A 15691-nucleotide genomic window follows, 5' to 3' on the forward strand; every position below is an offset into this window, starting at 1 on the left:
CCACAACTTAACGAACCGCTGTATGCGAGACCCGCTTGTACAGTGGTGTGAGAGGCGCACCTCGTCAGCTAACGCTGGCGGGGCCGTCTACTCGATTGGCACTCTGTTATTTTTTCAGTAGTACTATAGCCAAAGCTGTTATAGCCAAGCCTAAAGCAATATATGAAGTTATATCAAACTCTTTATCAGTTGACTGAGCTGTGAGATGGCTACTGTTGCTGCTTTTATAAGCGGTTAACATTGCATATTCACTCATCCAGTTCTTCAGAAAGACAGGCAGCATTTCCATTTCCTGATTTTTGATAAACCTCTCCTGTTCTTCCTTGTATTTCACCATTGCTGCACTGTCTGACCTGATAGATGGGCTTGGTGGTGGCAGCACATATGGAAGGTTATTAGACAGAGGATGGGTTACGCTCCTGGAGAGGCTACTCATATCTCTCAATAGTGCGCCTTGTTCGGTATCATCATACTTTGAGTAGACTATCCAGACACCTTCACTTGGAGGCAGATAGCACTTATCACGATACGTGCTATGAATTGTGTCAGATGCTATATCCCCTTTGAAAACGTCTATAACCCTCATACTGTAGTTGAAGCCATCTGAAGCGATAACTTCTCCCAGAAAAATCACTTCACTCTTCCTTATTTCCCGTTGGACTGTCTTCACACTCCAGTCGGTCCATTTTTGACCAGGGCAACTGTTAGCCAGTGCCAAGTGACATGAAAGCATCCCACCAACTATCAGTAAAACTTTCTTTCTATGTTTCATAATTGGTGCCAACTATTGTATATAAGGAACTATTCCGGTTATTAGCCTTATTTGGAGGATAAACGGAATCGGACTAACGAATATACTATATAATAATAGTATTATAAACTACTTGCTCAATTCCTGTTCTTACTGAAGTACATAAATCCATAATCTCGCTGTGGGAGTATGTAAATCAAAACCAACTCTAATGAACAGACTGCTCCTTATCATACTTTTCTTTGCTACTGCTTTTGTTTCCTGCAAAGACGACTCTCCATCTCCTGACACCTCGCAGCAACCCACTGGCTCTGAACACAAATATACTTACCTGGCACTTGGCGACTCTTACACCATAGGCGAGAGCGTACCGGCAGCTGACCAATGGGGGGGGCAACTGGCAGGTTTATTGAGAGCTGACGGCGTGGATGTTGCCAATCCTGTTACCATTGCCCGCACTGGCTGGACCACCAGCGAACTAGCATCTGCTGTGGCAACGGCCAAGCTTCAGCCTGACTTTGACATAGTATCACTGCTAATTGGTGTGAATAATCAATACAGAGGGCAAAGTATTTCCACCTATAGAGAGGAGTTTAAGGCGCTGCTGCAAACATCTGTACGCTTAGCAAAAGGAAGACCAGGCAATGTACTGGTGCTTTCTATTCCGGATTGGGGTGCCACTCCCTTTGCAGCTAATCAAAACCGTGCGCGTATCTCGGAGGAGATAGATGCCTTCAATGCAGTAGCAAAGGAAGAAGCTCAATTGGCAGGAGTTACCTTCATCAACATAACTCCTTTAACCCGTGAGGTGTCTATCAAGCAGGAATATCTGGCAAATGATGGCCTGCATTACTCAGGCAAAATGTATAAGGAGTGGGCGCAACTGGCACTTCCCGAAGCAAAGGAAATTCTAAAGTAGCGAACGCCTTGCCAATTGGTTTTGTCGGCAAATCGGGATAAGTTTATACCTTAACCCACACCCTATGAAATACACCATGCCACATTGGGCTTTTCTGTTGCTGTCGTTCTTCAGCCTTCAGGCCTGCTCTTCTTCTAAGCCCGCCGTTGCTGTAGAAAAGGCAACAGCAACGCCTCGCATCTTAGTGTTCTCCAAAACCAACGGCTTTCGGCATGAATCTATACCTGCGGGCAAAGCTGCTTTACAGCAGTTGGGGCTGTCGCACCAGGTGCAGGTAGACACCACCGAAGACGCAACACTATTTGTAACAGACTCGCTGCAGCAGTATGATGCGGTGGTGTTCCTGAGCACAACGATGGACGTGCTGGACGCAACGCAGCAGCTAGCTTTTGAGGAATATATCAGGGGTGGGGGAGGCTATGTGGGCGTACATGCAGCCGCAGACACAGAGTATGACTGGCCATGGTATAACAAATTGGTAGGTGCCTACTTCTCCAGCCATCCGCAGGTACAAAAGGCACAGATTCAGGTACTAGATAAAAATCATGCTGCTACAGCCCATCTGCCGGACGTATGGGAGCGGGAGGATGAATGGTATAATTTCAAAAGTATGAATCCTGAGGTAAAGGTGCTGGCTAATTTAGATGAGAAAAGCTATACAGGAGGCGAGAACGGAGAGAAACACCCTATTGCCTGGTATCACTCCTACGATGGCGGCCGCGCCTTTTACACCGCACTAGGGCACACCAGCGAGAGTTACAGCGACTCGCTTTTTCTGAAGCACTTATGGGGTGGTATAAGTTATGCCATAGGTGAGGGAGAATAGCTTATACAAGTGTAACGTGCAGGCGCAAGGTCAATAGATCGCGCCTGCACGTTACACAATAGCTCAGAATTTACCTCTTAAGGTAAGTACTACATTTCTGCCAGGAGCACTGATGCCGGAGGCAAACACGCGGTAGTATCTATTGGTGATGTTTTCCAGTGCTGCCTGAAACTGTAGCTGGGGAGTTACCTGGTAAGCGGTTCGCAGGTTGAGCGTGTGCCAGGCTGGCATACCTTGTGGAGTAGCGTACTGTAAGTTGTCTTCACCGCTCGGGCTGTAGTCTTTCAGTGATTTTTTTCCGTTGTATAAGATAAAGAATTCGGCACGTAAGCGCTTTAGCTGGAGGTTTATACTTGTCCGGCCAAAGAGCGGCGGCACGTGGTCGAGCGGAATATCACCCTCCTTTTGCTTCACCCGGCCATAGGTATAGTTAAGCGATGAGCTGAGGCTAAGGTAGTCTGTAATATCGGCTTGAAGCGTAGTGCTGTAACCATAGAGAAGTGCTTTGCCGGCGTTCACGTTGGCTGTTACCCGGCTCATTTCTCCTTCATAAAGGATGGAGTCGTTTCCGTTCAGGTTAAAGTTTTGTACTGTAATGGCATCACGGTACCAGGTGCGGTAGCCTACCACCTCCAGGTGCAGACGCTCCGCAATGCTTTTAGATGCACTTAGCTCCAGGTTATAGGTATACTCAGGTCCAAGCGCAGGATTCGGTACAATAACATTGCCTGGTGAGGAGTCGAATACCTTACTTAAATCATCTACGTTGGGAGCCCGGAAACCTGTGGAGCCAAGTATAGCAAAGCGCCAGCCATTGCCCGGCAGTATTACTGCCCCTACATTACCCGACAGTGCATGGTGCCGCTGCTGCACCTCGTTTTGCAGGAACGGGAAGTATGTTTTATCATCAAATGTTGCATCCAGCCCTACATAGCTATAGCGTAGGCCCTGGCTCAGCACCAGCCACGGTTGCACATCCCAGGTGTGGGTTAGGTAAGCTGCAGCACTGTGCATGCTGGAGCCGCCATCCGGGTAACGAGAGCTTTGCTGCCTGCGAGCACCATTCGTAACGTTCTCTTCATCGGCTTCTGACTGCACGCCATTATAGCTAGTTTCCAGCCCATACTGGAGGCGGTGCATGTTCAGCTTTTTTGTGAAATCAGTGTTTATACTATACACCCACACCTGCTCTGTCTGGTGCGATAGCCAGTCTTTACCAAAACGACGGTTATGGCGGCTCTCCTCCAGGCGCTGTACAGCTGCAACAGCACGAACTTCATCATACAGTACTTTAGGTGCAGTTGAGGCGATGGTATAGGAAGCCAGTAAGCGCTCTTGCGGCCCATAATACCAGGCTGCATACTTAAGCTGTCCTCCCGAAAATTCAGTTAGGCGGTCGTAGCGCGGCACATCGGTACTGGTGCTCAGTTGCAGGTTTAAGGTATGGCTTAGATGTTCTGATGGCTGATAGCGGAGCTTTTGCAGCAGGTCGTATTGGGTGTAGCCGGTAGGGCGCTGCACGTTGGGCTCAGGGTTGAGCAACATGGTGTCCTGGCCGGCGGCCGTTTTGGCAGCATAGTAGTTGCGGATACCGAGTTCTCCATACTTGTCGCTGCGGTTGCCGCCCTGGCGCTGGTTGCCAAAATCAGACACCGTTATACTGGTAAGGCTAGCCCACTTACGGCTACCATAGTTTACTTGCACGTGCGCCGTCTTTTCGTTAGGAGCGGAGGCATAACGGGTAAAGGCACTTCCGCTTAAAGTGTTACCTTCGGTGTTTGTAGCAAGTTGCGGCTGCAACGTGTGGAAGTGTAGAACGCCACCCAAAGCATCAGAACCATAAATAACAGAGCTTGGCCCGAAAATAACCTCAGCCCGCTCCAGTATACTGTTATCCAAAGATATCACGTTTTGCAAGTGGCCTCCGCGGTATATGGCATTGTTCATGCGCACACCGTCAACCACTAACAGCACCTTGTTAGCTTCAAAACCCCGTAAAATAGGGCTGCCCCCGCCCATCTGGCTTTTCTGCACCAGTACCTTCCCTGTTTGCTGTAAGACCTCTGCGGTGGTAGGCTGGCTTATAAAACTAAGCTCGCGCCGACTAATCAGTTCCACCTGCTGTGGCGCAAACTGCTTTTCCTGCGCAAACTTACCCGCTGATACAATTACCTCCCGCAGGCCATGGCTTTGCTGTGTTAAGGTCACCTCGTATTGCTGCTGTTGTAGTTGAGCAGTACTTATACTTTTAGGCTGGTAGCCGATGTAGTTAAAATGAAGTATGGCTCCCGGAGAGAGTAACGCACTTCCATCAGCCTTTCCTTTAGCATCTGTCAGCGTTTCTCCTGCCTCAGATGTTACAGCTACACCAGCCAAAGGCTCCAGCGTAGTTTTATCCAGCACTTTTATACTTTGGGCTGCACCAAAATGGCAGAAAAGAAGCAGGAGTGGCAGTAGAAGTTTCTTCATTAGTTGAGATGGTAGCTGTGGGATGTTAGAGGTTAGACTAAAACTGATGGCTACTGTTTAAGTGGCATGTGCAATAAATTCTCCTGCTGGCAGAATCTATGTCTGGCATCTGAAGTTTAGTACCTAAAAGCTTACTTTTTAAGTTTCCTGATTTGCCTCGGAAAGAACCAGAGGCTCACGCCTGTCAGGGTAAGTATAAGCAACCCTAATCCGAGCACATTCATACTAACCAGCTTAAAGCCATCGCTTATAATGGAGCCGTCATGTATATGTTCTATCCAGTCGGAGTGGCGACGTGCAACCGAGAGAATTTTGCCTGTGCTACCGTCTAGCTGTACTTCCCAATATCCTTCCGAAAAAAGGACTTTCACGCTTCCTTTGTCCGGCCGGGCCTCCAGACGGTCGATAGCGTTGTTCTGAATTTGTTGAGCAGAATCAAGGGCGGCAGTAGCCATAGAGGCCATTGTAGCTAACGGAATCCATTGTGTTAAATCAGTGGTGGCTCCTTTTTGGGTAGGTGGCTGCAGCAGGTCAACATCTTTCTTCCACCCCAGCAACAAACCAGTTATACTACTAATGAGCAGGAACACCCCTAACCCCAGCCCCAGATAGCGATGGTACACGCGGTAATTGCGCAGCATGCTTGCGAGGCGGTGTATCTTTCCTTTAGGCTTTTGGGTGGTACTCAAGTGTAGTTGCTTCTTATAATGGATGACCGGCAAGTGGTTCAGCATGTCAATATCTTATAAATGAGGCATTTTTCCAATTACAGGTGTGGTTGTGGCTTAAATTATTGTTGTAACAAGCACTATTTGTTGAAAATCAAAAAGAGAAAAAGCAACCTTTAGCCCCTGTTTGTGCTCTTCAATTAGAAAGCCTTAACAAAATAAAGTATGATGAACTATGTAATTGTCCTGTTAGGCGTGCTGTTGCTGGGGCAGTGTCACCAAGATGCGCTGCCGGAAGATCAGGCCCAGGAACCAGGTTTCGGAACAGCTTTTCTTCTGCAAAAGGGTGAGGAAGTGAAGGTAAGCGGTGAGGCCGCCGGTACATTAACGCTACAACTTGCCAGCCTGGCTGATTCGCGTTGCCCGAAGGATGTGGTGTGCGTTTGGCTGGGCAATGCTACAGTTGTGCTGAATGTCTCTGACGCAGATGGGCAAAGCCAGCAAGTTTCCTTCTGCATTGGTGACTGCCGCCCTGACCCTGTGCGGAATAAGCACAAAGTGCAAGTTATGCTCGGTAAGCAAGCCTATGATATAACGCTTCTAGAGGTGCTGCCTGTGCCAAACGCAGAAAGCAACGAGACAGCCAAGGAAGTGAAGGTGCTGGTGGAGCTTGTTTAAAAACCTATTTGCTATGATACCAACTTTAATGTTGCTGCCCCTCATTGTAATGGGTATCTTTATTTCTGTACCCGCTCCAAAGCCGGTGCAAGTGGGGCAGGTATTTAGCCTGAATATAGGGGAGGAGGTTCAGCTGTCTGACAGCCTTTCCGGTCTCATCACCTCCTTAAAACTCAACGCAGTAAACGATAACCGCTGTCCCACGGATGTGCATTGCATACAGGCTGGAGAAGTAACAGTTAAGCTGGAAGTGGCAGGTGCGGCTACAAAACTGATGGAAATAAGTAAAACAGCGGCCTTTTATTTAACAAATGACAGTACCAGCAAGTATAATCCTGCTGCTGTTTTGGCTCCTGGCTATGAGTTAGTGCTATTGCAAGCCTTCCCTTACCCTGAAGTTAAATCTGGTGCGCGTGCTACTGCTGTACAGCTGCGTGTGCAGCCCATCAAAATTATCTAAGCCTACTACCAAAGTCAGTTGTAATGAAATACATTTTAGCTTTGCTATTTCTGCTGCTGCCGTTTATGCTGCAGGCACAAACTATTAAACTTCAAGGTAAAGTACTGGCTAAAGCAAGTGGACAGGAGTTGCCTTACATTAACATTGGTATCCGAAACAAGAACATCGGCACAGCATCAGACGAAAAGGGTAACTTTATACTTGTGTTACCCAAAGAGCGGCAGCAGGATACGCTTACTTTCTCGGCCATTGGCTATAAAGAACTTTCGGTGCCGGTGCGGCAACTGGAAACTCAAAAGCAGCCGCTGGCGATAACGCTTGAGGAGCGTGAAAATACCCTGCAGGAGGTAATCGTACAGAATAGAAAGTTAAAAATAAAGAAGTTAGGCATAACAGGCAGGCTGCCGATAGTTTGGGGTGCACCTGAAAACAGAGACAGTAAAGACATCTATGAGTTTGCCAATTTTATCCAGGTAAAAGGGAAGTCCACAGAATTGCTCTCAGCTCATTTCTATGTGGCAAGTGAGAAACTCGATTCAGCTTTGTTTCGCATCAACCTTTACAAGAGCAGCAATGGGCTGCCAGATGAACGCCTGGTACAAAAAAGTATTCTAAAGCGCTTGCCTGCCAAAGCGGGTTGGGTAAGTATAGACCTGCAGCCATTTGACATTTATACTGATGAAGACTTCTTTCTTGGAATAGAATATTTACCAGGCTCAGGAGTAGACAGGTTGGCAGTGCTTTTAGGTGCTAAATTGGGCGGCAGCAGCTACTCCCGCGAAGCAAGCCTCGGTACCTGGAAGAAATTTTCAGGTGCCAGCCTAAGTGGCTATGTAACGGTAAGGCAGTAACTCGTAAGTGCTGAGTCTCGGGTTCTGAGTGCTGGGTTGCAGGAGGTGTTTAATTTAGCTGGCGCGGCACGTGCTTCCAACCACCCCAGCCCCTCCTTGTCTAAGGAGGGGAGTTTCTGTTACTGCTTAGGCTGGAGTATAAGCGTTGTAGTTGCGGCTGATCAGGAAACCCACCCCTGACCCCTCCGAGGAGGGGAATTTACCTCTCCCCAACCCTCTCCTAAAAACAGGAGAGGGAGCCTGTAGTTGCTCCTCCTCAAGTATAAGTTTCATAGCCAAGGGTATCGCTCGGACAGGTCACGACCTGTCCCTGCAGAACTTTGGAGGGGCTAAGTTAACTTGTGTATTTGAGCTGATCCCAGTCTTTCCGTTGAGCGCCTTGTAGGTTTCCGGTGCCGCGTGAGCGGCAGCCGTTAGGCAGGAAAGATACACAGCGCGATGCGGGAAGACGAGCCCTCGCGGGCTTGAGCGCTCCAAAGTATGAGGTGAAATGTTTGGTGTTTGGGAGCTGGAGGATAAGCCATGGCTAGTAAGTATAGCTTGTTCGGAGATGCAGCAAACAGCGGCAATGCAAGTATGGCTGCAACAAGTATAGCCTCCGCTATGCAAGTATGGCTTTTCAAGCCAGTCGAGTTACAAACTCAACATCATCATAAGACACAAGTCTGAAGACTTGCGCCAGAGAGGGGAGAAGTTGCATAGCTAGTAAGAAGAACTTCGTTTCAGTGGTAGCAGCAGAGGCAGTAAGTCAGAGGTACAAGCGGACGCTTCCGCGAGGGAATTAGATTTAAAACTCATCAACTACTATAAAAACAAAACTCCCCGGCCAAACTTCTGGCCGGGGAGTTCCACGTGTGTAGATAAGTATAAACCTACTGCTTAGATGAAGTCGGAGCAGTAGGTTTCACCTTCTCATCCTTTTTCTCAACACTGATAAAATCAACGTTCTTCTGCTGAATCAGCTTGTTCAGGGCAGGTACATCCTGCTCCTTTACCTGCTTCAAAAGGTTCAGCTGCTCATCTATCTGCGCAGTAATTTCATTCTTAAAAGCATAGGCCTGATCGGTTGGGCGGAAGTCGCCGGTGCTGACCTGGCCCACGAGGTTCGCTAACTTGTTGTTCAGGCGGATCGGATAGTTGAGCGGATCCTGGCCACTGCGGTTCTTGGTTTGGTACAGCGTCTCCTCAATCTTCGTCATCTTCTTCTCCATGCTGTTGGCCTGCTCCACAATGTCCTTGTAGCTGTCGTTGCCCTTCAGGCTGCCGGTTAAGGTTTTGAGCTGGCCGCGCATGGTGCGAATGTCTTTGATAGCATCATGGGTTTCAGTGAGTTTATCGCGCACATCCATCAGGAAGGCAAACTGTGCCTGCAGGTCTTCCGGCGAAGATTTGGTGCGCGGGTCCTGCAGAATCACGAATGGCTGCTCCTGGCTCTCCTTGTTTACCGTTAGTTTGGCTGTGTACGTGCCGGGTATTGCCTCTGGCCCCTGTGTGCCACCACCCCAAAGTATAAGCCCGTCAAATTTAGTAGCATCCGGATAGCGCATGTTCCACACAAAGCGGTTAAGGCCTTCCTTTACTTCCAGTTGCTCGTTTTTCTCCTTCGCGTTGCTGGCGTAACTGCGGATTAGCTTGCCGCTCTGGTCCATGATCTCCAGCTTTACTACTGTGGCCGTATCCGGTTTGTTGGGCAGGTAGTAGTGTACCATCACGCCGCCCGGGTGGTTTTGGCCAGCAGTTTTTAAATCGCCTCTACTCCCACCGTCCATTTTATACGTGTCCAGCGGCTTGTACAGGTGCACTTTGCTGTTTGCCATACTTGCGTTGAGCTGGTGCAGCGGCGTAATATCATCAATCAACCAGAAACTTCGGCCTTGTGTGGCGGCAATCAGGTTATCGTTCTTGATGGTTAGATCTGTGATGGAGGTGAGAGGGAGATTCATCTGGAACGGCTGCCAGTTTTTGCCATCATCAAACGAAACATACATGCCATACTCGGTGCCAGCATACAACAGGCCCGCACGCTTCTGATCAGCACGCACTACACGGGTAAAGTGGTTTTCGGGGATACCATCGGTGATCTTATCCCAAGTTTTGCCGTAATCGGTGGTCTTGTACAAGTATGGGCGGAAGTCGCCGGATTTATACATGGTAGCCGCCACATAGGCACCGCCTTTGATGGTGGGGTGCGGATCAATGCTGTTGACCATAATCCACTCCGGCATTTTCTTCGGCGTTACGTTTGTCCAGTTCTTGCCTCCGTCGCGCGTTACGTGAATCAAGCCGTCATCCGACCCCGTCCAGATTACACCCGGCTCCAGCTTCGATTCGTTGATGGCGAAGATGGTGCCGTAGTACTCCACGCTGGTGTTATCTTTTGTAATAGGGCCGCCAGACGGTCCCAGCTTGGTAGAATCGTTACGAGTTAAGTCAGGGCTGATAGTTTCCCAGGTCTGGCCCTCGTTCTGCGTTACGTGCACATGGTTAGACGTGGTGTAGAGCTTGTTCGGGTCGTTTGGCGAAAACAGAATCGGGAAGTTCCACTGGAAGCGGTACTTCATACCTTCTGCGCCATGGCCCATTGGGTTATCCGGCCACACATTTATCACACGCTCCTGCATGTTGCTATGGTTTACCCGCGACAGAAAACCGCCGTAGTTGCCGCCGTACACAATCTCCGGGTTCTTCGGGTCTACTGCCAGGTGCGCACTTTCGGCACCTGCTGTTTCTTCCCAATCATTTTCTGTAATGGCATAGCCGTTAGAGCGGTGCGAGATGCGAACTGTCGAGTTATCCTGCTGCGCGCCATAGATGCGGTAAGGGAAATGATTGTCTGTTACCACCCGGTAAAACTGGCCGGTTGGCTGGTTATTCATGCTGCTCCAGTTCATGCCGCCATCATTGGTCACCTGTGCGCCGCCGTCGTTGGCTATAATCATGCGCGCCGAATTAGCCGGATCTATCCAAAGGTCGTGGTTGTCGCTGTGCTGGGCATAGGCGCTTTCGAAGGTCTTGCCAGCGTCTTTGCTTTTATGATAGGCCACGTTCAGCACGTACACCACATCCTCGTCTTTTGCGTCGGCATATACGCGAGTGTAGTACCAGGCACGCTGGCGCAGGTTACGGTCGTCGTTTACCTTTTTCCATGTCATGCCGCTGTCGTCGGAGCGGAAAAGGCCACCTTCATCCGCCTCAACCATAGCATACACGCGCTCCGATTTTACCGGCGACACAGCTACGCCGATGATACCAAGCGTGCCTTTCGGCAAGCCTTCGTTTTCAGAAATGTTTTTCCAGGTTTCGCCGCTGTCGGTACTCTTCCAGATACCAGAGCCCGGACCACCAGACAATAAGCTGTATGGCGTACGGCGGATGTTCCAGGTGGTGGCGTAGAGGTTACGTAGGTTGGATGGATCAATGATGAGGTCTACCGCACCGGCGTCTTTATTGGCGAAAAGTGTTTTCCTCCAGGTTTTACCACCGTCGGTGCTTTTAAACACCCCGCGCTCCTCATGCGATTTGTAGAGATCGCCCATGGCGGCCACGTAAACGATATCCGGGTTTTTAGGGTCGATGCGGATGCGACCGATATGCTTGGAGTCTTTCAGGCCAATGTGCGTCCAGGTTTTGCCGGCATCCACCGACTTCCACACACCGTGCCCTGATGATACGTTACCACGCACTGTTTTCTCGCCTTCGCCCACATAAAGCACGTTCGGGTCGGACTCACTCACGGCCACAGCGCCGATAGAGCCGCCAAAGAAGCCGTCGGAGATGTTCTCCCAGGTAGCGCCGCCATCTGTGGTGCGCCACACGCCGCCGCCCACCGAACCGAAGTAGTACAGGTTCGGCTTGCCCGGCACACCAACTGCCGTGGCAGATCGACCGCCGCGATAGGGGCCAATGGAGCGCCAGGTAAGGCCGTTGTATAACTCGGGGTCAACCGTGGTTGTGGCGTTGCTTTTCTTGTTCTTGGATTTCTGTTTCTGGGCCTCTGCCGGATGCCCTGCCAAGAGCAAAGCCAGCGAGCCCGCCAACAGCAGTTTAGGTGAAAGTGCAGCGCGTAGAGCTGTTCTCATGATAAATGTTTTAAGGTGAAAGAGGTTAGGGTTTCCTGTCGGAAATGTTGTAAGCGGTGTTTAAAAGCTGATTTTAAGCATAATTAGGCGCAAAAGCAACAGCAGGCCTTGTAAATGTTCCTGCTTTGGTTCCCGAAGGGATAATGATCCTGCTATTGTCATTTTGAGCAGAGAAATAAGTCTATCTGTAATAGTTGAAAGGTATCTCCTCTTGGGTAATGAAAAAGGCGGGAGACAATGAGTGAGAAGAAAGGACCTATGCAGCTTTCCTTTATCCACAGCGTAAGTGCTACATAGGAGTTATTGCGCTGTGATTGATAACCTGTTTATACTTCTCGGGCCGCTGTACTTGTCCCTCTAGGCCAGTGAAATTGGAGACTTCACCTTCACCCTAGGTCACGAATCGGGAGATTCGCGCCAGTTGCTTTGGCTGCAAGTATAAGTATAGAATTTGCCTCCTTGAAGAGAGTTGGGGTAAGCTTGTAATGTGCCATGCCTTTGCAAAGCCATCAAACAAAAAGGCCGGCTTAAATAGCCGGCCCTTGTTTTTATACTTGTTCTACTGTATCATTCTTCTTGCCTTGCTCTGCCTTTTTCTTGCGGGGCTGCGGGTTTGCACGACGCTTATCTTTGCGCTTAATATAGACAGCCGAGCGTCCTTTGTCATCTTCTTTCCGGATCGTGAAGATGTCTTTGTGCGCCTGCATGAGCTGGAGCAGCTGGCCGTAACCAAACGTACGTGGGTCAAAACTGGGGTCCAACTGGCGCAGGTTGGTGCCCATAGCGCCCAAGTGTGCCCAACCATCCTCATCTGCCGACATGGTGAAGGCTTCTTTCAGCATCGGCACTGGGTTCAGGCGCTGCTGGTTTGATGCGTTTTCCTCTATCTTTTCAGCGACCTCTATCTTGCGTTCATCAATGTTATCTGTCAGGTTTTCAGTGAAGATAAAGATGTTACAGGCATTCACGAAAGGCTTAGGCGTTTTGCGCTGGCCAATGCCCATCACAAAAATGCCTTCTTCCCGAATCCTGGTGGCCAGTCGGGTATAATCACTATCAGATGAGACGATGCAAAAACCATCTACCAGCTCGGAGTGCAGCAGGTCCATAGCATCAATTATTAAGGCACTGTCTGTAGCGTTTTTGCCTACGGTATAGCGAAACTGCTGGATAGGTTGAATTGCGTGGTTATTCAGGCAGTCTTTCCAGCCGTTCATCTGTGGGGTGGTCCAGTCGCCGTAAATGCGGCGGATTGTGGGTGCACCATACTTGCCGGCTTCGGCCAAAAGCTTTACAATCAGGCTTGGCTGAGCGTTGTCGCCATCAATCAGCATGGCCATTTTGTTTGATTTATCTTCTTTTTTGGAGTTCTTCATTGGAATAGATTCTGGGTAGCCTATGCGTCTGTTTTGATAGACTGGTTTGAATACATAGTTATACTGCTATTTTCAAAGCAGGTTGTTGCCGAAGAATTCCGGACAGGGTGAAACATAAAGAACTATATTTGTTAAGCCTTCAGTAGCAACAAAGTATAAACTAAAAAATAAACATCTATGGACGTTAGTCTGGGCAGAGTTGTAGTGCTTGTACATGATTATGATGAAGCATATGATTTTTACCACCGCAACCTGGGTGCCTTCAAGCTATTCGATTCCGAAACAGAAGACGGACAGCGTTACCTGCATATCGGCTTTGGAGCCAAAGAGGTAGCCGGAATCTGGTTTATGTTGGCTGGCAGTACAGAGAGCAAGGAACTAGTGGGGAAGCAGGCGGGAAAACAGCCATTGCTTGTGCTTTATACTTCGGAATTGGATACAGTTTACAGCCGGCTGAAGCAAAGTGAGGTGCGAATCGTAAAAGAGCCGGTTGCCACACCGGAAGCGAAATTCCTACATTTCCTGGACCTCTATGGCAACGAGCTGGTGTTGGTGCAGGTAATTGGTTAAAGCGAAGAACCGTCACGTATAAACAACTGGAATGAACAAAGTAAAAAAGACATTGGCAGCAATGGGAGTAGCATTGATCGCCTCACTGGGAACTACGGTGAAAGCACAGGTTTTTAAAGCAGAGGAGCCGCTGGCGCATACATATTCCATTGTGGCCCGTGACCCTAAAACAGGAGAAATGGCCGTAGGCGTGCAGAGCCACTGGTTCTCGGTGGGTACGGCCGTGCCTTGGGCAGAGGCAGGTGTAGGTGTGGTAGCTACACAATCGTTCACCAACAAATCGTTTGGCCCGCGTGGGCTGGCGCTGCTGAAAGAAGGCAAAACACCGGAAGAAGCCCTGGCTATACTTTTGGCTGATGACGAGGCGCGCGAGGTGCGGCAGGTATCCATTTTGGATGCGCAGGGCCGCGTAGCCACGCACACCGGTGACAAGTGTATTCGCTATGCCGGGCACATCACAGGCAAAAAATTCTCGGTGCAGGCTAACATGATGCTCACTGACAAAGTATGGCCGGCCATGGCGAAGGCGTTTGAAAGAAGCGAAGGGCAGCCGCTGGCGGAGCGGGTGCTATTGGCGATGCAGGCAGCAGAACGCGAGGGCGGTGACATCCGTGGCAGGCAGTCGGCGGCGCTGGTGGTGGTTAAAGGCCAGAAAAGTGATCAGCCGTGGGACGATAAGACAATCGACCTGCGTGTGGACGACCATGATAAACCCTTAGATGAATTAGCTCGACTTTTAAAAGTATACCGTGCCTACGAACACATGAACGCCGGTGACCTGGCGATAGAAAAAGGGCAAATGCAGCAGGCCATGGAGGAGTATGGAAAAGCTGAGGCAATGTTTCCTAACAACCTGGAGATGAAGTACTGGCATGCCATCGGTCTGGCAAACAGCGGACAAGTAGAGGAAGCAGCAAAAATTCTGCGCGATGTATACAAGAAAGACCCGAACTGGCGCGAACTCACCACCCGCCTTCCGGAAGTGGGGCTGCTCGATGTAAGCAAGCAGCAGATGGAGAAGCTTTTGAAGTAATATAAAACAAGTATAGAAAGGGGGGCAGTAGCTGTAAAGTTGCTGCCCCCTTTTCTATACTTGCGCTATTGCCTGGTTTCCCTGCTGGAAGTGCCCGCTTGTGCCGAGGTGCACAAGCTTGACGTTTTTATCGCAGTGAAGAGAAGAACCCACCCCTGCCCCTCCGAGGAGGGGAATTTTCCGCAGGAGTAGATTATCCATGTGGTTTCTTCAAGGGAAGACTTCCCCTCCTTAACCCTTTCTTTATGAGGGCCGCTACCTCCAAAACAGGAAGAGAGTAATGAACTGCTCTTGCTGAAGTATAAGTTTCATAGGCAATGGGCTTGAGCGGACAGGTCACGACTTGTCCCTACAGATACTGTATTTGCGTTATTGGTAAAGCTTTGGCTACTGGTACCGATTCCAGTCCTTGGGTGGGGGTAGGGGCCCTCGAAAAGAGCGCCTTGTGCATGTTGCGGTGCCCGTAAGGGCAGCCCGCAGCGGAGCGAATAGAGGGCCCCTACCCCCGGAGCAGCTTCAGGCGCACAGCGCGATGCCCGAGGACGGGGCCCCGCGGCCGTGAGCGCTCCAAAGCCAGAGGTGAAACAATAGGTAATTGGGAACTGGAGGAAGAACGGAAGCAAGAAAGGATAGCTTGGCTGAAGTTGCAGAAAGCAGTAGCTATGCAAGTATGGCAGAAGCAGTAGGCGACACAAGCGGACGCTTGCGCCAATATGTATATTAAGTATGGCCGAAACAAGTATAGCAGCAGCAAAGCAAGTATGGCTTTACAAGCCAGTCGAGTTATAAACTCGACATCATAGTAGGAGAAAAGTCTGAAGACTTGCGCCAGAGGGAAACGCTATAGGCTTAATAATTAACTCAAGTTGCGATTATAAACGATGAAGCCATCCAGGTATGTTAAAGGATAAAGTGACCAAACTCTACTCCTTTCTTACCATGAATGACTTCACCATAGCAATTTACTGTTTTATTGATGATTATCTACAAGTGGCAGGTCAGGCACCTGCC

The 15691-nt window shown here is 49.6% G+C and carries 14 protein-coding genes; 7 read left to right on the plus strand and 7 right to left on the minus strand.

The genetic code is table 11. From position 1 onward, the window contains the following. Positions 1–106: 106 nt before the first annotated feature. Positions 107–772, minus strand: coding sequence for a hypothetical protein (locus ACFQ2O_RS13090; protein ID WP_377528309.1), 666 nt, complete (start codon positions 770–772; stop codon positions 107–109). A gap of 190 nt (positions 773–962) precedes the next feature. Here ACFQ2O_RS13090 and ACFQ2O_RS13095 point away from each other — a divergent pair, with 190 nt between their 5' ends. Then, positions 963–1670 (plus strand): SGNH/GDSL hydrolase family protein, encoded by a 708-nt coding sequence (locus tag ACFQ2O_RS13095; protein WP_377528311.1) that lies wholly within the window; start codon positions 963–965, stop codon positions 1668–1670. Positions 1671–1734: 64 nt separating this feature from the next. Next, complete coding sequence (locus ACFQ2O_RS13100) at positions 1735–2496, plus strand: ThuA domain-containing protein (RefSeq protein ID WP_377528313.1); 762 nt, start codon at positions 1735–1737, stop codon at positions 2494–2496. 63 nt (positions 2497–2559) lie between these two features. On the opposite strand, the gene ACFQ2O_RS13105 is transcribed toward ACFQ2O_RS13100, so the two are convergent. Then, positions 2560–4965: a TonB-dependent receptor gene (locus ACFQ2O_RS13105; protein ID WP_377528315.1), complete on the minus strand. Its 2406-nt coding sequence runs from the start codon at positions 4963–4965 to the stop codon at positions 2560–2562. 131 nt (positions 4966–5096) lie between these two features. Next, the gene (locus tag ACFQ2O_RS13110) at positions 5097–5699 is read right to left on the minus strand and encodes a PepSY domain-containing protein (protein ID WP_377528317.1); all 603 of its coding nucleotides are present in this window, start codon (positions 5697–5699) and stop codon (positions 5097–5099) included. A 159-nt stretch (positions 5700–5858) separates the two neighbouring features. Between ACFQ2O_RS13110 and ACFQ2O_RS13115 the strand changes: the two genes are divergently transcribed. Genes ACFQ2O_RS13115 through ACFQ2O_RS13125 form a run of 3 tightly spaced genes read left to right on the plus strand, consistent with a single transcriptional unit; the run spans position 5859 to position 7622 of the window. Continuing rightward, positions 5859–6311: a hypothetical protein gene (locus tag ACFQ2O_RS13115; RefSeq protein WP_377528319.1), complete on the plus strand. Its 453-nt coding sequence runs from the start codon at positions 5859–5861 to the stop codon at positions 6309–6311. 13 nt (positions 6312–6324) lie between these two features. Next, positions 6325–6771, plus strand: a complete 447-nt coding sequence (locus tag ACFQ2O_RS13120; protein ID WP_377528321.1) for a hypothetical protein — start codon at positions 6325–6327, stop codon at positions 6769–6771. 23 nt (positions 6772–6794) lie between these two features. Then, the gene (locus ACFQ2O_RS13125; protein ID WP_377528323.1) at positions 6795–7622 is read left to right on the plus strand and encodes a carboxypeptidase-like regulatory domain-containing protein; all 828 of its coding nucleotides are present in this window, start codon (positions 6795–6797) and stop codon (positions 7620–7622) included. A gap of 126 nt (positions 7623–7748) precedes the next feature. Here the strand turns inward: ACFQ2O_RS13125 and ACFQ2O_RS13130 are convergent, their stop codons facing one another. From ACFQ2O_RS13130 to ACFQ2O_RS13145, 4 genes are all read right to left on the minus strand, one after another. Further along, complete coding sequence (locus ACFQ2O_RS13130) at positions 7749–7895, minus strand: hypothetical protein (RefSeq protein ID WP_377528325.1); 147 nt, start codon at positions 7893–7895, stop codon at positions 7749–7751. A 140-nt stretch (positions 7896–8035) separates the two neighbouring features. Continuing rightward, the gene (locus tag ACFQ2O_RS13135) at positions 8036–8245 is read right to left on the minus strand and encodes a hypothetical protein (RefSeq protein ID WP_377528327.1); all 210 of its coding nucleotides are present in this window, start codon (positions 8243–8245) and stop codon (positions 8036–8038) included. Between the two features lie 249 nt (positions 8246–8494). After that, the gene (locus ACFQ2O_RS13140; RefSeq protein WP_377528329.1) at positions 8495–11701 is read right to left on the minus strand and encodes a WD40/YVTN/BNR-like repeat-containing protein; all 3207 of its coding nucleotides are present in this window, start codon (positions 11699–11701) and stop codon (positions 8495–8497) included. A gap of 548 nt (positions 11702–12249) precedes the next feature. Further along, on the minus strand, positions 12250–13077 hold the full coding sequence (locus tag ACFQ2O_RS13145; RefSeq protein WP_377528331.1) for an NYN domain-containing protein: 828 nt from the start codon (positions 13075–13077) through the stop codon (positions 12250–12252). 177 nt (positions 13078–13254) lie between these two features. Between ACFQ2O_RS13145 and ACFQ2O_RS13150 the strand changes: the two genes are divergently transcribed. Both ACFQ2O_RS13150 and ACFQ2O_RS13155 read left to right on the plus strand, forming a co-directional pair. Further along, entirely contained in the window at positions 13255–13647 is a 393-nt protein-coding gene (locus ACFQ2O_RS13150) for a VOC family protein (protein WP_377528333.1), read from the plus strand. A 61-nt stretch (positions 13648–13708) separates the two neighbouring features. After that, positions 13709–14680: a DUF1028 domain-containing protein gene (locus ACFQ2O_RS13155; protein WP_377528335.1), complete on the plus strand. Its 972-nt coding sequence runs from the start codon at positions 13709–13711 to the stop codon at positions 14678–14680. Positions 14681–15691 lie beyond the last annotated feature (1011 nt).

This window comes from Pontibacter rugosus (assembly GCF_042678745.1).
Lineage (GTDB): Bacteria > Bacteroidota > Bacteroidia > Cytophagales > Hymenobacteraceae > Pontibacter > Pontibacter rugosus.